Source organism: Rhodoferax ferrireducens (assembly GCF_003347515.1).
Classification (GTDB): Bacteria; Pseudomonadota; Gammaproteobacteria; order Burkholderiales; family Burkholderiaceae_C; genus Rhodoferax.
Genome location: NZ_QEII01000232.1, coordinates 1 through 22470, shown reverse-complemented (window position 1 = coordinate 22470; position 22470 = coordinate 1). Strand labels below are relative to the sequence as shown.

20 protein-coding genes are annotated in these 22470 nt (G+C 59.6%); 12 read left to right on the top strand and 8 right to left on the bottom strand.

Annotation, left to right across the window (positions count from 1 at the left end):
• Nucleotides 1-45 precede the first annotated feature (45 nt).
• Entirely contained in the window at nucleotides 46-648 is a 603-nt protein-coding gene (locus C5P05_RS04510) for a TetR/AcrR family transcriptional regulator (protein ID WP_114968664.1), read from the top strand.
• A 220-nt stretch (nucleotides 649-868) separates the two neighbouring features.
• Nucleotides 869-1762 (top strand): alpha/beta hydrolase, encoded by an 894-nt coding sequence (locus C5P05_RS04505; protein ID WP_114968663.1) that lies wholly within the window; start codon nucleotides 869-871, stop codon nucleotides 1760-1762.
• Between the two features lie 28 nt (nucleotides 1763-1790).
• Here the strand turns inward: C5P05_RS04505 and C5P05_RS04500 are convergent, their stop codons facing one another.
• A complete protein-coding gene (locus C5P05_RS04500; RefSeq protein ID WP_114968662.1) occupies nucleotides 1791-2537 on the bottom strand; it encodes an SDR family oxidoreductase in 747 nt (248 codons plus the stop codon).
• A 159-nt stretch (nucleotides 2538-2696) separates the two neighbouring features.
• Between C5P05_RS04500 and C5P05_RS04495 the strand changes: the two genes are divergently transcribed.
• Nucleotides 2697-3389, top strand: coding sequence for a dienelactone hydrolase family protein (locus tag C5P05_RS04495; protein ID WP_114968661.1), 693 nt, complete (start codon nucleotides 2697-2699; stop codon nucleotides 3387-3389).
• A gap of 140 nt (nucleotides 3390-3529) precedes the next feature.
• Here C5P05_RS04495 and secB read toward each other — a convergent pair whose 3' ends face one another.
• From secB to C5P05_RS04470, 5 genes are all read right to left on the bottom strand, one after another.
• On the bottom strand, nucleotides 3530-3991 hold the full coding sequence (gene secB / locus C5P05_RS04490; RefSeq protein WP_114968660.1) for a protein-export chaperone SecB: 462 nt from the start codon (nucleotides 3989-3991) through the stop codon (nucleotides 3530-3532).
• A gap of 67 nt (nucleotides 3992-4058) precedes the next feature.
• Complete coding sequence (locus C5P05_RS04485) at nucleotides 4059-5597, bottom strand: AMP-binding protein (RefSeq protein WP_114968659.1); 1539 nt, start codon at nucleotides 5595-5597, stop codon at nucleotides 4059-4061.
• Between the two features lie 87 nt (nucleotides 5598-5684).
• Nucleotides 5685-6191 (bottom strand): acetone carboxylase subunit gamma, encoded by a 507-nt coding sequence (locus C5P05_RS04480; protein ID WP_114968658.1) that lies wholly within the window; start codon nucleotides 6189-6191, stop codon nucleotides 5685-5687.
• Nucleotides 6192-6241: 50 nt separating this feature from the next.
• A complete protein-coding gene (locus tag C5P05_RS04475; protein WP_114968657.1) occupies nucleotides 6242-8566 on the bottom strand; it encodes a hydantoinase B/oxoprolinase family protein in 2325 nt (774 codons plus the stop codon).
• Between the two features lie 11 nt (nucleotides 8567-8577).
• A complete protein-coding gene (locus C5P05_RS04470) occupies nucleotides 8578-10725 on the bottom strand; it encodes a hydantoinase/oxoprolinase family protein (protein WP_114968656.1) in 2148 nt (715 codons plus the stop codon).
• Nucleotides 10726-11180: 455 nt separating this feature from the next.
• Here C5P05_RS04470 and C5P05_RS04465 point away from each other — a divergent pair, with 455 nt between their 5' ends.
• Nucleotides 11181-13202, top strand: a complete 2022-nt coding sequence (locus C5P05_RS04465; RefSeq protein ID WP_114968655.1) for a sigma-54-dependent Fis family transcriptional regulator — start codon at nucleotides 11181-11183, stop codon at nucleotides 13200-13202.
• A 14-nt stretch (nucleotides 13203-13216) separates the two neighbouring features.
• Here C5P05_RS04465 and C5P05_RS04460 read toward each other — a convergent pair whose 3' ends face one another.
• Together C5P05_RS04460 and hemB are read right to left on the bottom strand one after the other, a co-directional pair.
• Nucleotides 13217-14338: a magnesium transporter CorA family protein gene (locus C5P05_RS04460; RefSeq protein ID WP_114968654.1), complete on the bottom strand. Its 1122-nt coding sequence runs from the start codon at nucleotides 14336-14338 to the stop codon at nucleotides 13217-13219.
• Between the two features lie 67 nt (nucleotides 14339-14405).
• Nucleotides 14406-15422 (bottom strand): porphobilinogen synthase, encoded by a 1017-nt coding sequence (gene hemB / locus C5P05_RS04455; RefSeq protein ID WP_114968653.1) that lies wholly within the window; start codon nucleotides 15420-15422, stop codon nucleotides 14406-14408.
• Between the two features lie 213 nt (nucleotides 15423-15635).
• On the opposite strand from hemB, the gene C5P05_RS04450 reads away from it, so the two are divergent.
• From C5P05_RS04450 to C5P05_RS04415, 8 genes are all read left to right on the top strand, one after another.
• Nucleotides 15636-16064, top strand: coding sequence for a CopD family protein (locus C5P05_RS04450; RefSeq protein WP_114968696.1), 429 nt, complete (start codon nucleotides 15636-15638; stop codon nucleotides 16062-16064).
• Nucleotides 16065-16077: 13 nt separating this feature from the next.
• Nucleotides 16078-17172 carry a VanZ family protein gene (locus tag C5P05_RS04445; RefSeq protein ID WP_114968695.1) on the top strand — a complete coding sequence of 365 codons (1095 nt, stop codon included), beginning with the start codon at nucleotides 16078-16080 and terminating at the stop codon, nucleotides 17170-17172.
• A gap of 11 nt (nucleotides 17173-17183) precedes the next feature.
• Nucleotides 17184-17567, top strand: a complete 384-nt coding sequence (locus C5P05_RS04440; protein ID WP_232834343.1) for a (2Fe-2S) ferredoxin domain-containing protein — start codon at nucleotides 17184-17186, stop codon at nucleotides 17565-17567.
• 109 nt (nucleotides 17568-17676) lie between these two features.
• Complete coding sequence (locus C5P05_RS04435; protein WP_114968652.1) at nucleotides 17677-18861, top strand: D-alanyl-D-alanine carboxypeptidase family protein; 1185 nt, start codon at nucleotides 17677-17679, stop codon at nucleotides 18859-18861.
• Nucleotides 18862-18982: 121 nt separating this feature from the next.
• On the top strand, nucleotides 18983-19360 hold the full coding sequence (gene rpsL, locus C5P05_RS04430) for a 30S ribosomal protein S12 (protein WP_011466063.1): 378 nt from the start codon (nucleotides 18983-18985) through the stop codon (nucleotides 19358-19360).
• A 153-nt stretch (nucleotides 19361-19513) separates the two neighbouring features.
• Nucleotides 19514-19987, top strand: a complete 474-nt coding sequence (gene rpsG / locus C5P05_RS04425; RefSeq protein ID WP_114968651.1) for a 30S ribosomal protein S7 — start codon at nucleotides 19514-19516, stop codon at nucleotides 19985-19987.
• 148 nt (nucleotides 19988-20135) lie between these two features.
• The gene (gene fusA / locus C5P05_RS04420; protein ID WP_114968650.1) at nucleotides 20136-22238 is read left to right on the top strand and encodes an elongation factor G; all 2103 of its coding nucleotides are present in this window, start codon (nucleotides 20136-20138) and stop codon (nucleotides 22236-22238) included.
• Between the two features lie 110 nt (nucleotides 22239-22348).
• Nucleotides 22349-22470 (top strand): GTP-binding protein (locus tag C5P05_RS04415; protein WP_232834345.1); only part of this gene is annotated, 122 nt, incomplete at its 3' end.

Sequence of the window (22470 nt, the reverse complement as noted above, 5' to 3'; positions counted from 1 at the left end):
TCACGCCGTATTTGTAATTTCGCACAATCGTGCTAATATTGCCGCATGGATGCCAAGACCCAGAAAAGCGAGATGACCCGTACCGCCATCATCGGCGCGGGGATTGATCTCGCGTCGGCAGAAGGCCTGGAGGCGATCACGCTGCGGGCGGTGGCGGACCGCATTGGCCTGTCCAAGAGCGGCGTGTTCTCGCGCATCGGCTCGCGTGAGGCCTTGCAAAAAGCGGTCATTGAAGAGTTTGGCCGGCGCTTCCTGGCCGATGTGTTTGTGCCCGCCATGCAGCAGCCCAAGGGCTTGCCGCGGCTGGACACGATTGTGCAGCGCTGGATCGTGCGCATGCGCGATGTCGAAGCCAAGTCGGGCTGTATCTACACGGCGGGCGCGTTTGAACTGGACGACCGCGAAGGCGAGCTGCGCGACACCCTGCTGCAGGAAGTGACGCGCTGGCGTGCCGCGCTGCGGCGCACCGTGCTGCAGGCGGTCGAGCTCGGCCATCTGCAGGCGGACACCGATGCCGATCAGCTCGTGGGCGAAATCAGCAATCTGTCGATCGGGCTGTTGCACGATGCCCGTTTTCTGCGCGACCGAAGCGCGGCAGAACGTGCGCAGGCGTCCTGGCAGCGCCTGATCAAAAGCTACCAGGCTTGAGTCGCTACGTGAGGGGAGCAGGGAGAGATTTTTTGTGTGCTTGTTTGTTCTAATTTCGCACGATCGTGCGAAGAAAGGGAAATCATGTTGATTCTGATGATCGCTTTGGGGTTGCTGGTCGGCGTTCGCGTCGTGATGGCGGGTCTGGATTCGCTGCGCGGTTTGCCGCGCAGCAATGAAGACTGGATTTGGTACTGACACGTGGAAAACGAAAGACGCCATGACACGCACATCCCTGCAGGCCACCTCGGCCTATTACAACGCCAGCCCCATCACGCGGGTCTTCCGCTGGGGGTTGGGTGCCTCGCAGCACGTCTGGCCAGCGCTGGCCGTGCGCGCAGCCTACCGGCTGTTTGGCACACCGCTGCCGCCCAAGTGGCTGCACCGCCGCAGAAGCTGGAGCCCCGACTGGCAGATGGAAGCCTGGCCGTTTGAAAACACCAGCCTGACGCTGTACTCGCGCCCGCTCGCCGCGCAAAGACCGGTGGTGTTGCTGGCGCATGGCTGGGGCGGGCACGCCGGCCAGATGCTGGCGCTGGCCGACGCGCTGAGCGCGCGTGGCCTGCAGCCGGTCATGGTTGAAATGCCCGCGCACGGCCGCAGCCAGGGCGCGACCAGCAATCTGCCGCAGTTTGCCCGCGCGCTGGAGTACGTGAGCGCGCGGCTGCTGCAGCAAGGCCACACGCTGCGCGCGGTGGTGGCGCACTCGCTGGCGGCCAATGCCGGCGCCTATGCGGTCAGCCGGGGCCTGGCCACCCGCCGGCTGGTGCTGCTGGCGCCACCGGCTTCGCCGCTGGAGTACACCCGGCTTTTTGCCCATGTATTTGGCCTCAGTGAAGTCACGCGCGCGGCCATGCAGCGGCGCATGGAAGCGCGCGAAGGCATTTTGATGCCGCAGTTCGAACCCGCCGCCGTGGGCCCGCGCATTCACCAGCCCACGCTGGTGGTGCACGACCGGCAAGACAGCATCAACCGCTTTGCCGATGGCGTGGCCTACAGCCAGGCCATCGCCGGTGCGCGGCTGCTGGCGACTGAGGGGCTCGGGCACCGGCGCATTCTCCAGGACGCGCAGGTGCTGCGGGAGGTGGCGGCATTTCTCGATGACCAGGGGTGAGCAAGCGCCAAGCTGGCCGCCGCGTGCGCTAGCGGCCGCCCGCCACATCCAGCAGCGCCCCGGTGCTGTAGCTGGACTCGTTTGAGAGTAGCCAGATGATCGCCTGTGCCACCTCCAGCGCACTGCCGGCGCGCTGCATCGGCACCAGCGGTGCCATCTGGCGGGCCCGGTCCGGCTGACCACCGGAGGCGTGGATGTCGGTCTCAATAATGCCGGGCCGCACGGCATTGACGCGAATGCCCTCCAGCGCGACTTCCTTGGCCAGTCCCACGGTGAAGGTGTCGATAGCCCCCTTGCTGGCGGCGTAGTCGACATACTGGCCGGCGCCACCCAGGCGCGCGGCCACGCTGGACACATTGACAATCGCACCACCCGCGCCGCCATGGCGCGTGCTCATGCGCTTGACAGCCTCACGCGCGCACAAAAAGCTGCCCAGCACGTTGATGTCGAACATGCGCCTGAGCCGCGCCACGCTCATTTCATCGACACGGGCCGCCACGTCGACCACGCCGGCGTTGTTGACCAGGGCGGTCAGCGGCCCCAGCTTGGCGTCGATGGTGCCGAACATTGCCATCACCTGCGCTTCCACGCCGACGTCGGCCTGCACCGCGATGGCCTTGCCGCCACTGGCGCGAATCTGCCGCACCACCTCGTCCGCCGCCAGGGAGTTGGCGGTGTAGTTGACGGCCACGGCATAACCGCGTTGCGCGGCCAGCAGGGCGGTGGCCGCGCCAATGCCGCGCGAGCCGCCGGTGATCAGAAGAGTTGGGTTCATGGTGCTTCCTGCAAGGTCAAAAAATCGGTGCAAAAACAGACGCTTGAGCGGGGTTCATGGTAGCCGCGATAAGCACAATCGGCCCCCCGGATCAACCATATTGCGCAGGGCTCATATGATGGGAATTCCAGAGTCAACATAACTTCAAGAGGCAAACACATGGCGAATTACATTGAATTGACGGCGGCCGATGGCTTCATTTTTCCGGCTTACGAGGCGCGCCCGGCCGGGCCGGCCAAAGGGGCGGTGGTTGTACTGCAGGAAATTTTTGGGGTCAATGCGCATATCCGCGCGGTGGTGGAAGGCTTTGCCGCAGACGGCTATCTGGCGGTGGCCCCGGCCACTTTTCACCGTGTCAAACCGGGCGTTGAACTCGGTTACACCCCGGACGATGTGGCGGCAGGCGTGGCTTTGAAAGCCGCCGTGGAAGGCTTGCCCCCACCCGGCGTGCTGCCGGACATACAAACTGCCATCGATTACGCCGCCCAAGCAAATGGGGCGGCCAAGGTCGGCCTGGTCGGCTATTGCTGGGGCGGCTTGCTGGTCTGGCGCGCCGCCTGCACGCTGTCAGGGGTGAGTGCGGCCGTGCCTTATTACGGTGGCGGCATGACCGGCGCCGTCGAAGTGGCGCGCACGCCACGCTGCCCGGTGCTGGCGCATTTCGCCAGTCAGGACCCCTCGATCCCGCTGGCGGGCGTGGAGGCTTTCAAACACGCGCACCCTGACGTGCAGGTGCACCTGTACCCGGCGAGCCATGGCTTCAACTGCGACCATCGCAGCGCCTATGACGCCACCGCCGCCGCGCTGGCGCGTGAACGCACGCTGGCCTTCTTGACCCAGCATTTGGCGTAAGAACCTGTGACGCCGCAGTTTTATATAGGTTTTCGGCCTCTAGCCCTTGTACTTCCTGCGTAAGAAGCTATTGTTTTTATAGTAATTGGCAACGTCGCCAGCTCGACGGCGGAGACGACCTGGCGAGCGCAGTCGCCCCTTTAGGCAAACATGGTCTCTTGCGGCTGGGCCGCCGTTGATTTTTGTTGCTGCCGGTAAAACACTTCAAAATTGATTTCCGACAAATGCACCGGCGGGAAGCCGGCGCGGGTAATGATGTCCGCCATATTGGCGCGCAAGTAGGGATAGACGATGTTGGGGCAGCCGATGCCAAGCAGGGCATCCAGCTGCTCTGGCGGGATATTGCGCACCTCAAAAATACCGGCCTGCTTGGCCTCCACCAGAAAGGCCACCTTGTCCTTGATCTTCGCGGTGACAGTGATGGTCACGGTGCTCTCGAAAATGTGCTCGTCCTGCTTCTCGGCCACCGTCGACACGGCCACCTCGATGGTGGGGGAGGCGGGTTCCAGAAAGATGGCAGGGGAGTTGGGTTGCTCCAGCGACAAGCCCTTCAGGTACACGCGTTGAATTTGGAATGTGGGTTGCAGGTTTTCGTCAGACATGAAATGCTTTCGTTAGGGTTAAAAAATGAACGGGAAATCGTCCCGTGGAAATATTTGAAACATGGGTTTAGTGGGCTGTGGTGTCCAGCTGGCTGAGCAGTTCGCGCAGCTCGGTCTTGAGCACCTTGCCATAGTTGTTCGTGGGCAGGGCGTCGACAAAGTGGTAGCGCTTGGGCCGTTTGAAGCGCGCAATATTTGCCAGACACAGAGCATCCAGCGCCTCGGCGCAAGTGGAGGCGCCCGGCGCCAGCACGACCAGGGCCACGACTTCCTCGCCCCATTCCGGATCGGGCGTTCCGACCACGGAAACCTGGATCACAGCAGGATGGCGCAGCAGGATTTCTTCGATCTCACGCGGATAGATATTGCTGCCACCGCTGATGATCAGATCCTTGGAGCGGTCCATCAGGGTGACAAAACCGTCGGCATCAAAGCATCCCATATCGCCCGTGTGCAGCCAGCCGTCCCGCAAGGCGGCGTCCGTGGCCTGCGGCTTGTTCCAGTAGCCGGCCATCACCACGTCGCCACGTACCGTGATTTCCCCCATCTCGCCTGGCGCCAGCGGTACGCCGTCACTGTCCACAATGCGTACCTCCACGTCGGTGCGCGGCAACCCGACCGATCCGAGCCGATCCTGGTAGCGCGGATGGTGTCGGTCGGCGTGGTCTTTTCTGGACAGCGCGGTGATCGTCATCGGGCTTTCGCCCTGGCCATAAATCTGCACCAGACGCGGCCCGATCACCTCCAGCGCTCGCTCCAGGTCGGCGCGGTACATCGGGGCGCCGCCATAAATGATCGTCTTGAGATGCGCCGGGATGGTGGCTGGCGCGTTTTCGGTCAGGCGCTTGACCATGGTCGGCGCGGCAAACATCGTGACGCCGCGGTGCAGCGTCACCAGCTGCCAGATTTCAGCCGGGTCGAAATGGGCATTGGCGGGCACCACGTTGTTAGCCCCTTTTGCGATATGCGGCAAGCCATAAAGCCCGGAGCCGTGCGACATCGGCGCCGCGTGGATGATGCTGTCGTCGGCATCAATCGGGTCGATGTCGGAAAAATAACTCAGCGTCATGGCCAGCAGATTGCGGTGGGTCAGCGTCGCCCCTTTCGGGCGGCCGGTCGTGCCACTGGTGTAAAACAACCAGGCCGGGTCGGTCGGCGACACATCGGTCATAGCGAGCTCGTCATCCATCATCAGCGCACGGTAGTCCGCGCTGTCGGTGGCGATCACCCGCTCCAGCTCAGTCATCTGAGCCGGCAGATGGGCGAGGGACGCCATCAGATCCGGGCTGGCGAAACACAGGCGGGCCTGGGCGTCGGAAAGAATGTATTCAAACTCCTTGCTGTGCAGTTTGGCGTTGAGAGGCACGCCGATCAATCCGGCATGCCAGATGGCAAACAAGGTTTCAAAAAACTCGGGCCGGTTGCTCATCGCGATGGCGACTCGGTCGCCCGTCTTCAAGTCCAGGCGATGGCGCAAGCTGAAGGCCATGGCCCTGACGGACTGCGCAAACTCGCGGTAGCTGGCGTGGACCTGATCGTGCACGGTGAGCGCGGGCCGGTCACCGTGTTGAATCGCTGATTTTTCGAGCAAGGCTGCAATATTCATACTGGCTTTCACACCCGCGCTGGGGTTGATTGAATCACCTTCATCATCAGGAGCCCGATGGAAAACCGGGCTCCCGAGGTGATTTAGTTAGTTGGCTTTTTCCGGCAGCGGCAGGTGCACCCAATCCGTGTAGAACGCTTCGATGTCCGGCTCAAATTCATGAATCACCGGGTACCAGGGCGTGGGCGCCTCGACGTCATGCATGGTGCCGCATTCCGGGCAGTAGTACTCGCGGTACACCTGCCAGTTGGTGTCCGGCGCCATCAGCTTGGGATAGACCTCGTGCATCGCTTCCGGTGTATCACGCACATACACCAGCGCTTCCAGCTTCCAGTTCTTGCGGTAGTCGCCAAACTCGTGGCCGCAACTGCATTTGGTCACCCATTGCTTGCTGGTCTTGTTTTGCGCGACGTACAGGTGCAGGCTGATCGGCAGAATGATCTTGTCATCCCACGTCACCTTGGACTGCAGCGTATTCAAATACATGCGGAAACGGTCATCGTCTTTCGGCATGGACAGCATGCGCATGGTGGTTTCCCAGTCCAGCTTGCCTTCCACCAGGTAGTTCACTTGCTCTTGTGTATAGACTGACATTTTGTATCTCCAATAAGTTAGGTTAGCCGGGGCCAGGCCCCGACTTCAAATCACTCTTCGACCAAGGTCACGGTGCGGACATCGGGCAACTTCGACAGGTCCATCCGGTACTTGGAACCGAAGGAAGGAACGCCCAACTCGGACTCGGGCAGCTCCCAATCAGCGGGCAGTTCCCAGAATGCCTTGAACTCGTTCTTGAACTTGGCGCTGAGGTCAAAGCTGGTGGCAAACATGTGACGCACCTGCACCGTGGCGTGTTTGGTCAAAATCCGGGCGCGCTCTTCCTTCATCCATTCGCGTGTCGGCACGGCGCGGGAAATGCGCTCCTTGCGCACGGCCTTGCGGCGTGCCGCCGTCTTGGCCTCGTTGACCTTCCAGACCTCATCCTTGTCCTGCGACAGCACGACGCCGTAGACCTTCTCCGCGTACTCGGGCAAGACGAAGCGGTTGTTGAGATCGTTTTCAACCGAGGCGCAATCACGGTCCAGCGGATCGCCAAAGCCGGGACCACCGCGCATGTAGTTCAAATACAGATCGTGGTTTTCAAAGATCGCTTCCGTCGTGGTGCACTGCTGATCCCGCTTGACCTTGGACGTCGCGCTGATGTGACGTTCGTACTCGGTATCTTCCGGATTGCGGTCGGCGCCGAGAGGCAGCGACAAGCCTTCCTTGATACGGGCTTCGAGATCGGTCTTGTGCGCTTCAAAACGGTAGCCGGTCGCCGACGGGTAACCGCCCATCAGACCCCAGTCACTGTTCATGTAGCCATTGCCCATGAAATACATGCTCCAGTCCTGTGCCTTCCAGACCATGCGCAGGGTCTCAAAGCCACAGCCGCCGCGGAACTTGCCGTAACCGCCCGAATTGGTCTTGACGTTGCGCCCCATGTACAGGAGCGGCTCCGCCATTTCCCAGATCTCGATGTCACCCATGTCGCCTTCGGGATTCCACACCGCCGCCGCGTGGTTGAGGCCATCCTTGATGGCGCAGGCGCCGGTGCCGCAGGCGGCGGGCTCAAAGCTGTTGACCGCATGGGCTTCGCCATCCTGGTTGATACCACCGCCCTGCAGCCAGTTGGAGGTGTTGGCATTGCCGGCATTGACTTCCTCCAGGTAGCCGCGCGCAAAGTAGGACTGGCTCATGCCGCGCCAGATGCCGCTCCAGCCGGAGACCAGGAAGTGCCAAGCGTAAGCATGCGCGGTGCGCCGGTCATCCGGATTCATCCAGGTGCCTTTGGGCAACTTGAATTCGGTGGCGTAGTAGGCACCGTCGTTGATGCGCGCCGTGGGCACCAGCGTCTGCGTCAGCATGACCCAGATACCGCTGGTGAAGGCCACCTGATTGGCGTTGAAGCTGTGCCAGCCCCAGCGGCTGGCGCCCTCAAAATTGAGCCGCCAGGTGGCATCCGGGCGGATCGTCATTTCACACGGCGCATGCATGATGCTGTTCATCTTGCCGAACTCGGACGCCAGGCTCATGTCGGGATGGTCATACGGAATGTCGACAAAAGCGACCCGGCGATAGACGCCCGGAACCGTCATGGCTTTCAGCCGTGCCTGCAGGCCGCGCCGACCTTCTTCGATGATCTCGTGGGCAAACTTGGTGTAGTTCTCAATGCCTTCGGCTTCCAGCACTTCTTCCACCAGCTTGCGGATCATGTGGCAGCCGGCAATGCGCGTGCGCTCGTCCAGAATCCAGTACTTGGTGGTGCGCACATTGCGCTGGCTCTCGTGCAACCAGTCGCGCAGTGGGGTGTCGTTGATGCCGGTCTTGCGACAGGTCACCTGCAAGCCGTCGCCGAAGCGCGAGACCTGCCCGGTTGACATCGAACCGGGTGTCATGGCACCCAGGTCAATGACGTGCGTGACGCCGCCGACCCAGCCGATCAGCTTGCCGTCCCAGAAGATAGGAACGATGGTGGCGATATCGCAGGGATGGACATTGCCGATGGAGCAGTCGTTGTTGGTGAACATGTCGCCCGGGTTGATGCCGGGGTTCATCTCCCAGGCGTTTTCGATCATGTATTTGATCGCAGCGCCCATGGTGCCAACGTGGATGATGATGCCGGTCGAGGTCAGGATGCAGTCACCGGCCGCGTTGTACAGCGTGAAGCACAACTCGCCTTCTTGCTCCACGATGGGCGAGGCTGCAATCTTCTTCGCGGTCTCGCGGGCATGCACCAGGCCGCCGCGAATTCTGGAGAACAGCTTTTCGTAGGTGATCGGGTCGGATTCCTTGAACTCCAGCTTTTCCAGGCCGTTGTAGAAGCCCGTGCTTTTGGTCCGTTCCAGCACCTCGTCGCGATGCTCTTTGAGGGTCTTGCCGTTGCCCAGCAAATCAGGCAAACCAATTTCTTTTCTTGAAAGCATATTCATGATGGATCTCCTTATTTCACTTCTTTAAGATGGAACAAACGGTGTTTGTCGCAATAGGTTTCGAACCCCAAGGGCACGATGAAGGTGGTGGACGGTGACTCGACAATGGCGGGCCCGACCACGCGGTTGCCCGCCTTGAGCGCTTCCATCGACCAGATTTGCGCGTCCTGCCATTTTTTGTGGCGGTAGAACGGACGGCTGCCGATATGCGCGGCTTTGGGCGGAATCGGACCTGCGTCTTCTTCCTCAGGCAGTTCCGGTTTGGAGGAAATCACACTGCCGCGCATGATGGCGCCGGTCACACCAAAACCCAGTTCGGGTGAACTGGCAGAGCTGGCATAGACGCGGGCGTAGGTCTGGTCAAAGGCGTGGACCATCTTGTCCCAGTCCGCCAAGGTGGAGGCCTGCGTGATGGGGGAGTTGATTTCGAGGTCGTTCAGCTGGCCCATGAACTGCATGCGATAGCCCGGGCGCAGCAAGACATCTTCCGGCTTGAAGCCGTTGATGATGAATTCCTCGATGACTTTTTCGCTCAGCTCGGCCCAGGCTTCGGTCAGGGTTTGGCAGGCCTGCACTTTTTCTGCATCGGTGGCTTTCGGGCCGACACCGATATCGACACTCTTGTCGTAGCGGTATTCGTATTCGGCGCAGGCGCAACCGAAGGCCGAAAAACCGGCCGCCCAGGCGGGCACCACCACGTCCTTGAAACCGAGTCCTTCGGTGTAGCCGTAGGTGTGGACCGGACCTGCGCCGCCATACGAGAAGCAGACAAAGTCGGCCGGGTTGTAGCCCTTGGCGCTGATGACGGAACGCATGTATTCACGCAGGTTCAAATCGAGCAGCTCGATCACGCCGGCCGCCGCATCTTCGACCGTCAAGCCGAGTGGATCGGCAATTTGTTCCTTCAGGTATTTGCGCGCCCGGTTGACGTCGAGCTTGATGGCGCCGCCCAGGAAGTTGTCCGGGTTCAGGTAACCCAATACGACGTGACAATCGGAAACGGACACCGTGTCGAGACCACTGTCGGCCCAACACATGCCGACGCGATAACCGGCGCTGTCGGGCCCGAGTTTGATGGCTTTGCTGTAGGGGTCGATGCGGATGAAGCTGCCGGCACCCGCGCCCACCGAATCCATGGCCACCAGCGGCAGGGACAGCAACAGGCGCGCCATGTCCGGATCGGACTGGATGGCGAAGTTGCCCTTGGTGATGATCGCCATGTCGAAACTGGTGCCGCCAATATCGCTGCAGGCGATGTTTTCGTAACCGAGTTTTTCGCCCAGGAATTTGGAGCCGATCACGCCGCCGATGGGGCCGGAGACGATGGTGCGCGCCAGCTCCTTGGCTTTCCAGCCGATGGTGCCGCCATGGGTGGCCATCACGCGCAAGTCGAACTTGGCGCCGTGTTTCTTGAAACGGTCGCTGACTTTTTTCAAGGTTTCGCGTGAAGGCTCCGCGGCGTAGGCTTCCAGAATCGTCGTGTTGGTGCGGTGACTTTCCTTGCGCGACGGGTAGTAGTCGACGGTGGCGAAGACCGGGATGTTCGCGCCAATTTTGATCAATTCCTCGCGGCAGATATCACGGGCCCGTAACTCACTCTTTTCGTTCTTGTGCGACTGCAGCAGACTGATCACGATCGCCTTGGAGCCGCGCGCCACCAGCTCGCGGGTGGCGACGCGCACTTCCTCTTCGCGCAGCGGAATCACAACCTGGCCCTGGACGTCGGTGCGCTCGGTGACGCCGCGTGTGCGCGACAGGGGCACCAGCGGGTCATCGTAACGGTGACAGTTCAAATGGATGCGTTCTTCCAGCGCATAACCGAGGTAGCTTTGCGCCGCGCGACCCATCGAATGGATGTCTTCGAAGCCCCGGTTGCACATCAGGCCGACGTCCAGGCCTTTACGTTGCACCACGCGGTTCAGCATGGCGGTACCCGAATAGACGCAGGTCAAGAGTTCCGGAAAAACATCGTCAACCTTGAGCTTCCATTCGGCGAGCGCGTCGATCGACGACTCGTAAATGGCCTGGGATTCATCCCCAGGATTACTCTGTGCTTTGCCGACGACAAAGGAGCCGTCCTCTCGCACAAAGAAGGTGTCGGTCATCGTGCCGCCGGCATCGATGCCCATCACCTGCACGGGTGAATGTAGAGCTTGCATAAGTGTCTGTCTCCTCAATGGGTTAATGATTTGCTGATCCAGCCATCAAATAAAAGTTGATCGCCTAGCCCTTATTGCAACGGGCATGCCAGTGCCTGAAAGTGAGCCCGGAAAAATCGTTTTCCCCAATGAAAAGAGGTAAAGAAACAGCTGGATTTAAACGTGGCCGATGGCCGGCTCGGGCGTTTGTTTTTCGGACGGTCGCCTTGAAAACGTTCGGAAATCGAACGTCGTTCGGCGACCAAGGCCGGGACGCATTCCGTAACTGAAGGCGACATCTGTTAGCACCTGTATCGTGCGCGCGCAAGCAAGGGTTTTGGAGCGTATCCCGGGCTGACGGGCGCGGCTATATTGCCAAGTAAAACCTTTTTTTAAGAAGCCACCGTACGCGATCAGGGGCAGATGGCAGCAGCGTGGCAGCGCTGGAATACGGCCTATCGCCAGCAGGAGACAACATGATTGCCAACGAGCTAAACCGACGCCTGTCCAATCCCGAAAACAACCGCACGATCATGGCCACCTGGGAGCGGTTTCTCAGTGGGCAGGCGCCGGCGCCCAACGCCTTGCGCTGCCTGATCGATGACTCCTGGCGGCGCTGCCTGGACGTGCAGGTGGACCCCACCCGGCAGCAGGCGCCGTCCCCCGTCGATGAGGCGGCGCTCACGTCCTTGCAGCACCAGCATCGGGAGTTGCTCACCGCCGGCAAACCGGTGATGGCGATGGCCCGGGATTTTCTGGCCGAAACCGAAACAATCATGATCCTGACCGATCCGGGCGGCATGATTCTGAGCGTCGAAGGGGACCCTCGCGCCCTGGGCGCGGCTGAAGATATTCACCTCATTGTGGGTAGCAGTTGGAGCGAGCAGATTTGCGGCACCAATGCGATCGGAACCGCCTTGTCCGTCGGCCTGCCGGTGCAGATTCATGCGGCCGAGCATTTTTGTGCCGGCATCAAGCAGTGGACGTGTTCGGCGGCCGTCATCCGCGATCCCTATGACGGCAAGATTTTGGGGGCCGTCGATGTGTCCGGTTTGGGCAAGACCTTCGGTCCTCACAGTCTGGCCCTGGCGGTCACGACGGCCAGCCGGATTGAGAGCCAGTTGGCGAAACTGGAGATGGACTTCCGCTACCAATTGCTGGAGCGTGGCATGGCAAAAATGGCCAGCCCGACCGACGGCATCATTATTTGCGATCGTCGCGGTTATCCGATCAAGGTCAACGAGCGGGCCGCCACGGCGCTGAGCGCGCGCGGCATCAATTTCGATCTCAAAAACACGACCCAGATCCCGGCCCTGCGGATGGGGGTGTTCGCGGGCTCGACGCGCGTGGATGCGCCCGAATGGTTGCGCACCGATTGGGTCGAACCCATCATGGAGGCGGGGGAGCGGATCGGCAGTCTGTTGACCATACCCGGCTTGCCGCAGTCAGGCGTGGCATTCCATTTTTCCAAGAAAGAAAAAGCCACGAATGCGGCAATGGCCGAGGACACACGGGGTTTCGCGGGCATTGTGGGTCGCAGCCCGGTTTTGACGCAAGCCGTGCAAAAGGCCAGGCTGCTGGCAAAAACCAATGTGCCGGTGCTGCTGTTGGGCGAGACCGGGGTTGGCAAGGAAAACTTTGCACAGGGGATCCATCACGCCGGGCCCACGGCGGATCATCCTTTTGTGGCCGTCAACTGCGGTGGTCTGTCCAAGGACCTGCTGGCCAGCGAACTCTTTGGTTATTGCGAGGGCGCCTTCACCGGGGCGCGCCGGGGTGGCATGGTGGGCAAGGTCGAGGCCGCCAATGGCGGCACGCTGTTTCTCGACGAGCTCGGTGAAATGCCGTTGGAGTTGCAGCCGCACTTCTTGCGTGTGCTGGAGGAAGGGGAAATTTACCGAATCGGTGAAACCACGCCCCGAAAAATCAGCATCAAACTGATCGCCGCGACCAATAGGAATTTGCGGGACGCGGTGGCTGCAGGGCAGTTCCGCATGGACCTTTTTTACCGGGTTTCGGTAACGAGCATTCCTATTCCACCGCTCAGGGAGCGGCCAGAGGATATTCGGACGTTGGCGGAACACTTCCTCGGGAAGTTTGCCGAGCCGTACGGCGTTCCCGTCAAGCAGATCGAGCCCGAGCTCATAACCGCCCTGGAAAATTATGCGTGGCCGGGCAATGTGCGTGAGTTGCGCAATGTCGTCGAGAGCATGTTTCTGCTGAATGATGGACCGTCATTGGGTTTGAATGACCTGCCCCCTGAAATTGCCGCACCGGGCGTTGCCGGTGGTGTGACGGGGGCTGAACGATCGTTCGCATCCAGGGGAAGTCTGGAAGAGTCAGGGCGGGAAGTTATCCGCGAGACCATCGAAGCGTGCCAAGGAAACCTGACCCTGGTGGCCAAGCACCTTGGCATTGCGAAGAGCACCCTGTATACCAAGCTCAAAAAACACGGCCTGGATCAGGTCGTCAACAACGTCCGGGGCCCCGGACGCTAGGCTTGCCTGGCAGGTCAGCGCCCCGAGTGCTCCAGATAGCGCTTACGCCAGAAAAACACCACCAGCCCGACCGCTGTCAGCAGCATCAAGACCATGGCAAACCAGAAGCCATTGGACTGGTGCAACAGGGGAATGAAGTCGAAGTTCATGCCGAAGATGCCGGCGATCAGGTTCAAGGGCAAAAAGATGGCGGTGAGCACCGTCAGCGTGCGCATGATCTCGTTGGTGCGGTGGCTTTGCGCGTTGAAGTGCATCTGAACCGCAGTCTCGGCACTTTGTTCCAGCCGCCGCACGTGATGCACGACACGCTCAATATGCTCCAGCACATCGCGGCTGCGCACATGCAGTAACTCGTGTTCACGCTGACCGGTGGGCGTCTCGGCATCGGGCCAGGTTTTGATCGCCTCGACCCAGTCCTGCACGGCGGAGCGCTGGTCTTCGCAGATCTCGTCCAGATGGTGCAAGGTCAGCCGGGCATCCAGCAGGGCGCCCCAATTGTTGAAGCGCGTCCTCGGCTTCAACAGTTCCGTCTGCCAGTGGTCAAGCTGGTGCGTGAGTTCGCGCCGCAGTTCCAGATAGCCGTCCACCATGTGGTTGACGATGCGCATCATCAGGTCCGCCGGGCTGCCGGGCAGCCGAGCCCCGGCCGCGTGCGATGCTGCGGACGCGGCACTCAGCAGCTTGGCCGCGTAGGCGTCTCGCACCCCGCAATCGGTGGGATGCACGGTCAGCAGGATGTGATCGAACACGGCAAACCCGACCGGGCTGGTGTCGATGCGTCGCAGAATGGGCGGGCCGCCGCGCGCCGGCAAACGGTGCAGCGGCAGGCCGGGCTGTGCCAAATCGGTCTCGGTGCTGCCGGCCGCCAGGCGGCGGAACACCAGAATGTCGTACTGTGAGGTGTAGTCGTAATGCGAGGGCAACTGGTTGCTCAGCAGGTCGGATATGTGCAGATCAACCAGCTGCATGCCACACAGCGACTGCAAGGCGGCCTGAATCTGCGCCTGCATGACCTCGAACTCGCGGCGCCCGCAGGCGATCCACAGGTAGCCGGCTTCCGGCAGCCGCAGCTTGTCCAGCGGGGTTTGCGCATCGGACTCGGCGACGCTGCTGCCGTTGACGGTGAATATCCGCATGGGGTTTCTTTTGTACCGATTTATATAAGAAATTGGCCTCTAGCCCTTGTCCGTATTGCGCAAGATGCTATTTATTTTGAAGCAATCGGGCCGCATCCAGTGCGAAATAGGTGAGCACGCCATCGGCCCCGGCGCGCTTGAACGCCAGCAGGCTTTCCATCATGACGGCGTCGTGGTCGAGCCAGCCGTTGAGGGCTGCAGCCTTGAGCATGGCGTATTCGCCGCTGACCTGGTAGGCGAAGGTGGGCACTTTGAACTCGTCCTTGACGCGGCGCACCACGTCAAGGTAGGGCATGCCGGGCTTGACCATCACCATGTCCGCGCCCTCGGCAATGTCCATGGCCACTTCGCGCAGCGCTTCATCGGAGTTGCCTGGGTCCATCTGGTACTGGTTTTTATTGCTTTTTCCCAAGTTGGCGGCGGAGCCGACCGCGTCGCGGAACGGGCCGTAAAAGGCGCTGGCGTACTTGGCGCTATAGGCCATGATGCGGGTGTGGATGAAGTGATTCGCTTCTAGCGCCTGGCGGATGGCGCCAATGCGGCCATCCATCATGTCGCTGGGGGCCACGATATCGACCCCCGCGCCGGCCTGGGTCAGGGCCTGTTTCACCAGCACTTCGATGGTGGCGTCGTTCATGATGTAGCCATTTTCTGCCGGGTTCGGGTCGGGCAGCCCGTCTTGTCCATGGCTGGTGAACGGGTCCAGCGCCACATCCGTCATGACGCCCAGATCGGGAAATTCCTTCTTCAAGGCCTGTACCACGCGCGGCACCAGGCCTTCCGGATTCAGTGCTTCCCGCCCGTCCGGTGTTTTCAGCGCCGGATCGATCACCGGGAACAAGGCCATGACCGGAATACCGAGCTTGACGCACTCCTCGGCGACTGGCAACAGCAGGTCCAGGCTCAGCCGTTCAACCCCCGGCATGGAGGCAATACGCTCGCGCTGTTGTTTTCCGTCAACAACAAAAACCGGGTAAATCAAGTCATGGGCAGTGAGGATGTTTTCACGGACCAGATTGCGTGTGAACGTGTCGCGGCGCAAGCGCCGGGGACGACCCAAGGGGAAGGGAGCATGCGTTGTCATGGCGAAAAGTGTAATGGGTGAATGGTTTTTACAAGCTGACCACACAATATTTCATCGAAAAGCTTGTAAGGACGGGTCAAGTTTGCTAAATTACGCGTGGGCAGTTCGCTGCCTCCCGCTTTTCCTCCCTGAGCGGGGCCTTGATGTGTGACAGCAAATAGGCTTACCACCCCAGCCCACGTGCTGGGGTTTTTTTTTGCCCTAAACTGCCTCATGCTCTGGATCAAGTCGCTTCACATTGTTTTTGTTGCCAGTTGGTTTGCCGGTTTGTTTTACCTGCCGCGTATCTTTGTCAATTTGGCCATGGTGCCGCCGGAGTCGGTCGCCGAGCGTGAACGCTTGCTGCTGATGGCTCGCAAACTTCTGCGCTTTTCCACGATGTTGGCGGTGCCCGCCGTCGGCTTGGGACTCTGGTTGTGGCTGGGCTACGGTATTGGGCGTGGCCCGGGCAATGGCTGGCTGCATGCCAAGTTGTTGGTGGTAGTCCTGGCCCTGGGTTACCACCACGCCTGCAGCGTGATGCTGAAAAAGTTTATGCGCGGGGACGGTCAGCGAAGCCATATCTGGTACCGCTGGTTCAACGAGGTGCCAGTGCTGCTGCTGTTGGTGGCGGTGATCTTGGTGGTCGTCAAGCCGTTCTGACGTGACGGCGCAGATGCACAAGACGTCGGCGTGGCCCCTGGCCCTGGTCTACATAGGGCTCATTGTTTACGCCAGTCTGTATCCGTTTGCCGAGTGGCGCTATCAGGGCATCGTGCCGTGGGCCTTTTTGAGCAGCCCTTTGCCCAAATACTGGACCGGCTTTGATGTGGCGTCCAATGCGCTGGGTTATGTGCCAGTCGGGTTTTTGCTGGCGCTCAGTGCCTTGCGTACCGGTCGAGCGCGTTTCGCCGTCGGCCTGGCAACCCTGGTGGCCGGCGTGCTGTCACTGACGATGGAGTCGCTGCAAAACTATTTACCCGCCCGTGTGCCGTCCAATGTGGACTTGGGGCTCAATGTGCTAGGGGCATGGATAGGGGCCTTACTGGCTTGGGCGCTGGAAAAACTCGGCGTTATCGACCACTGGAGCCGTTTCAGGGCGCGCTGGTTTGTGGCAGAGGCGCGCGGGGGGCTTGTGTTGCTGGCCCTGTGGCCGATGGCCTTGCTGTTTCCGGCGACAGTGCCGTTCGGGCTTGGACAGGTGATGGAGCGGCTGGAGGCGGCAGTGGCCGATGCTCTGCAGGACACGCCATTTCTGGACTGGTTGCCGGTGCGGGACATTGAACTGCAGCCTTTGGTGCCCGGCGTCGAGCTGGTGTGTGTCATGCTGGGCGTGCTGATCCCCTGTCTGATTGGCTTTTGCATCATCCGCTCGGTCGGGCGGCGAATCCAGTTCCTGTTGCTGCTGTTTGCCCTCGGCATCGGGTCGACGGCCCTGTCAGCGGCCCTGAGTTACGGGCCGGAGCATGCCTGGGCATGGTTTGGCCTGCCGGTGAAAGCCGGATTGGTGACGGCGCTGGTGCTGGCGGCTTCGCTGCTCTGGGTGCCATCGCGTGTGAGTGCTGGCTTGGTGTTGCTGGCGCTGGGGATTTACCTCAGCCTGCTCAATCAGGTGCCCGCCAGCCCTTATTTCGAGCAAACATTGGCCACCTGGGAACAGGGTCGTTTTATCCGTTTTCACGGTCTCGCGCAATGGCTCGGTTGGCTGTGGCCCTATGCCGCGGTGGTCTATGTGTTCACGCGGGCCTGGGGCCAGGAGCCAAAAAACTAGAATCTCCCCCCATGACTGAAACACAATGCGACGACCAAGCGGACGCCGGTCCTGACGACCGGACTGGGACTTCCTATTACGAGCGGCATATCTTCTTTTGCCTCAATGAGCGGAGGAATGGCGAGGAATGCTGTGCCCTCCATCGGGCACAAGAGGGTTTTGATCGGTGCAAAACCCAGGTCAAGGACGCAGGCTTGTCCGGCCCGGGCAAGGTTCGCGTCAACAAGGCCGGCTGTCTGGACCGCTGTGCCGCCGGCCCGGTGGCGGTGGTTTACCCGGAGGCGGTCTGGTACACCTTCGTGGACAACGAGGATATTGACGAAATTGTGGAGTCGCACCTGAAAAATGGGAAAGTGGTCGAGCGCCTGCTCATTCCCGCAAGCATTGGGCGTTAAGCTTTTTTGGCCTCTAGTCCCCGAGAAATAAGCGCATAAAGCTATTATTTTTATAGCAGTCTAATCATTTCCAGTTCGGTCGCCAGATCGACGGAAACACTACATCCTTATGAAAAAACTTCTTGCCACGCTTGCCGCCGCCGTGTGTTTCTCGGCCGCCGCACAAACGCCACAAGCGCCTGAGATTGCGGCACGCTCTTACCTTCTGTTTGATGTCACGGCCAACCAGATGCTGGCGGAAAAAGACATTGATGTTGCGGTGGAGCCTGCGTCACTGACCAAGCTGATGTCGGCCTATCTGGTTTTTGATGCCTTGCGCAGCAAGAAACTGGATATCAAGCAGACGCTGCCCGTCAGTTTGCGCGCCTGGAAGATGCCGGGTTCGCGCATGTTCATCGACCCCAAAATGATGGTGCCGGTGGAGGATTTGATCAAAGGCATGATTGTGCAAAGCGGCAATGACGCCACCATGGCACTGGCGGAAGGCGTGGGCGGCACAGCGGAGCGTTTTGTGCAGCTCATGAACGAGCAGGCCAAGGCCCTGGGGATGAAGTCCACCAGCTACAAAAACCCGGAGGGCCTGACCGAGCCCGGCCACACCACCACCGCACGTGATCTCAGCATTTTGTCCACCCGCCTGATGCACGATTTTCCGGACTACGTCGCCTACTACGCCATAAAAAACTACCGTTATCAGGGCACTCCGGCGGCCAACGGCAGCAACCGGAACCTGCTTTTGTTTCGCGATCCGTCGGTGGACGGTTTAAAAACCGGGCATACCGATGCCGCCGGCTATTGCCTTATCGCCACGGCCAAGCGTGACTTCGCGAGCCTGGGTACACAGGGTGCTGTGGCTGGTTCGCCAGGCGCGACGGGAAGCCGTCGTCTCCTGTCCATTGTGTTGGGTGCCGCCAGCGAGAATTCTCGTGCGAATGAGTCCCAGAAGCTGCTGAACTGGGGCTACACCGCCTATGAGGCGGTCAAGCTGTTTGATGCCAACCAGGCCGTCGTGTCCCCTGCGGTCTGGAAAGGCAAGGAGTCGACGGTCAAGCTGGGTCGCCCGCAGGCCATCGTCATAGCCGTCCCTACGGGCAGCGCAGCTAAGCTCAAGACGCAAGTGGTTCGTCCCGATCCACTGGTGGCTCCCTTTACCAAAGGGCAGCAATTGGCAACGCTGAAAGTCACCAGCGGAGAGCAGACCCTGGCGGATGTGCCTTTGCTTGCGCTGGAAGCGGTTGAGCAGGCCGGTGTGCTGGGCCGAGCCTGGGATGCGGTTCGGCTGTGGATTAAATGATTGCGGGCAAACCCTTGTCCTGCTATAGTCGAGGGCTTTTCGGAATTTCCGAAGGGTTTCACGTTTTCGAAGTTTTTTAGTTACCAAACGTTTAGGGACGTTTCATCATTAGGAGGCATAAGTGCCAACCATCAATCAATTAGTACGTCAGGGGCGCGAGGTCGAAACGATCAAGTCAAAAAGCCCCGCGATGCAAAACTCTCCACAGCGTCGTGGTGTGTGCACCCGTGTGTACACCACAACGCCCAAAAAACCTAACTCGGCTCTGCGTAAAGTCGCCAAAGTGCGCCTGACCAATGGGTTTGAAGTTATTTCCTACATCGGCGGCGAAGGCCACAACCTGCAGGAACACAGTGTCGTGCTGGTTCGCGGCGGTCGTGTCAAGGATCTGCCTGGTGTGCGTTACCACATTGTGCGTGGTTCGCTCGATTTGCAAGGCGTGAAAGATCGCAAGCAGTCGCGCTCCAAGTACGGTGCGAAGAAGCCAAAGGCCAAATAAGCTTTTCGCTTGGTCGAAAAAAACAGGTGTTGTTTCCCGCGTGGCGCGGTGAATCAACGTAGTGACCCGTTGTTGGGTCGAGTAAGTGAAAACCAGAATGGTTTTTGCGGTGTCAAATTTTGATGCCAACTGAAGCAATTAAGAGGTGAAAAAATGCCACGTCGTCGCGAAGTCCCTAAACGTGAAATCCTGCCGGATCCTAAGTTCGGCAATGTCGAGCTGTCTAAATTCATGAACGTGATCATGGAAGGCGGCAAAAAAGCGGTTGCCGAGCGCATCATTTACGGTGCACTTGAGCAGATCGAAAAGAAGAACCCCGGCAAAGACCCGGTTGAAGCCTTCACCATGGCGATCAACAATGTCAAGCCTATGGTTGAAGTGAAGTCTCGCCGAGTCGGTGGTGCTAACTACCAGGTGCCTGTTGAGGTGCGCCCGGTCCGCCGTTTGGCTCTGTCCATGCGTTGGATTAAAGAAGCTGCGCGCAAGCGTGGTGAAAAATCCATGGCATTGCGCTTGGCTAACGAGTTGATGGAAGCCACCGAAGGTCGTGGCGGTGCCATGAAAAAGCGTGACGAAGTTCACCGCATGGCAGAAGCCAACAAGGCTTTCTCCCACTTCCGTTTCTAAGACGGCTACAACGCGGCTTTCATTCGTCGTCTCGGCCCTTCGCCGCGCTTGTTGCGCGGCCTTCGGGCTGCACCTGAATTGAAAGCCGCTCGCTACCCCGCGTTGTGCGGGTAGCGAATTGAAGATATAGATCAACCAAGGATCCATCATGGCTCGCCATACCCCCATTGAGCGCTATCGCAATATTGGCATTTCGGCTCACATTGACGCTGGTAAAACCACCACGACCGAGCGCGTGCTTTTTTATACTGGCGTGAGCCACAAGATTGGTGAAGTGCACGACGGTGCGGCCACCATGGACTGGATGGAGCAGGAGCAAGAGCGTGGCATCACGATTACCTCCGCTGCCACTACCTGTTTCTGGACGGGGATGGATAAGTCCCTGCCTGAGCACCGTATCAACATCATTGATACCCCGGGACACGTGGACTTCACGATTGAAGTCGAGCGCTCGATGCGCGTGCTGGATGGTGCTTGCATGGTGTACTGTGCTGTGGGTGGCGTGCAGCCCCAGTCGGAAACCGTTTGGCGTCAGGCTAACAAGTACAAAGTGCCTCGGTTGGCCTTTGTGAACAAGATGGACCGTACGGGTGCCAACTTCTTCAAGGTTGTGGATCAGATGAAGTTGCGCTTGAAGGCCAGCCCTGTTCCTATGGTGATTCCAATCGGCGCAGAAGAAAGCTTCACTGGCGTGGTTGACCTGATCAAAATGCGGGCCATCATTTGGGATGAGGCTTCACAAGGCATGAAGTTTGAGTACCGCGAGATTCCTGCTGACCTAGTGGAAAGCGCCAAGGAATGGCGTGAAAAAATGGTCGAGGCCGCTGCCGAAGCGTCCGAAGAGTTGATGAACAAGTACCTTGAAGAAGGTGACTTGACTGAAGACGAGATCAAGTTTGGTATTCGCACGCGCACGATCGCCAGCGAGATCCAGCCTATGTTTTGCGGCTCTGCGTTCAAGAACAAAGGCGTGCAGCGCATGCTGGATGCCGTGATTGAATTCATGCCGTCGCCGGTGGATATTCCTCCGGTCAAGGGTATGGACGAAGATGAAAATCCAGTGGTGCGTAAAGCAGACGATAAAGAGAAGTTCTCGGCCCTGGCATTCAAACTGATGACGGACCCGTTTGTGGGTCAGTTGACCTTTGTGCGCGTCTATTCCGGCGTGCTGCAAAAAGGCGATACCGTCTATAACCCGATTCGCGGCAAGAAAGAACGCATCGGTCGTATCGTGCAAATGCACGCCAACAACCGCGAAGAAGTTAGTGAAATCGTCGCCGGTGACATCGCTGCCTGTATTGGTTTGAAAGATGTGACCACGGGTGAAACCCTGTGCGATCCATCGGCCATCGTGATGTTGGAGCGCATGGTGTTCCCGGAGCCGGTGATTACCCAGGCCGTGGAACCCAAGACCAAGGTTGATCAGGAAAAAATGGGTATTGCTTTGCAGCGTTTGGCGCAGGAAGATCCATCTTTCCGCGTCAAGACCGACGAAGAGTCGGGCCAGACCCTGATCGCTGGTATGGGCGAGTTGCACTTGGAAATTATTGTTGACCGCATGAAGCGTGAGTTTGGCGTGGAAGCCAACGTCGGCAAGCCGCAAGTGTCCTACCGCGAAACCATTCGCAAGACGGTGGAAGACGCTGAAGGCAAGTTTGTGCGCCAGTCCGGCGGCAAGGGCCAGTACGGTCACGTGGTGTTGAAGATCGAGCCCAATGAACCTGGCAAGGGCATTGAGTTCGTCGATGCGATCAAGGGTGGCACGGTGCCCCGCGAATACATCCCGGCGGTTGAAAAAGGTATCCACGAAGCAGTTACGCAAGGCGTACTGGCGGGTTACCCGGTTGTCGACGTCAAGGTGACTTTGCACTTCGGTTCCTACCACGACGTTGACTCGAACGAAATGGCATTTAAGATGGCCGCCATTTTCGGATTCAAGGAAGGCTGCCGCAAGGCCGGCCCCGTGATCCTGGAGCCCATGATGGCCGTGGAAGTTGAAACACCGGAAGACTACGCCGGCAATGTGATGGGCGATTTGGCGTCACGTCGCGGCATGGTGCAGGGTATGGAAGACATGGTTGGCGGCGGCAAGGCGATCAAAGCCGAAGTGCCGTTGTCCGAGATGTTCGGATATTCGACGACTTTGCGCTCCATGTCGCAAGGGCGTGCCACCTACACGATGGAATTCAAGCATTACTCGGAAGCGCCGCGTAATGTGTCTGAAGCCATCATGGCTGCCCGGGCGAAGTAATTTCAAGCTGTCTGCGACGGTGTGCCGCCCTGTTCCCGTGCGGGGCGAATCAGCAACATCGTGCAAACATTAAACCTGTACACGGGAATTAGCTCTTTGGAGAATTGATAATGGGAAAAGAAAAATTCGCACGTACCAAGCCGCACGTTAACGTCGGCACCATTGGCCACGTCGATCACGGCAAGACCACCTTGACGGCGGCCATCACCACCGTGCTGGCAGCTAAGTTTGG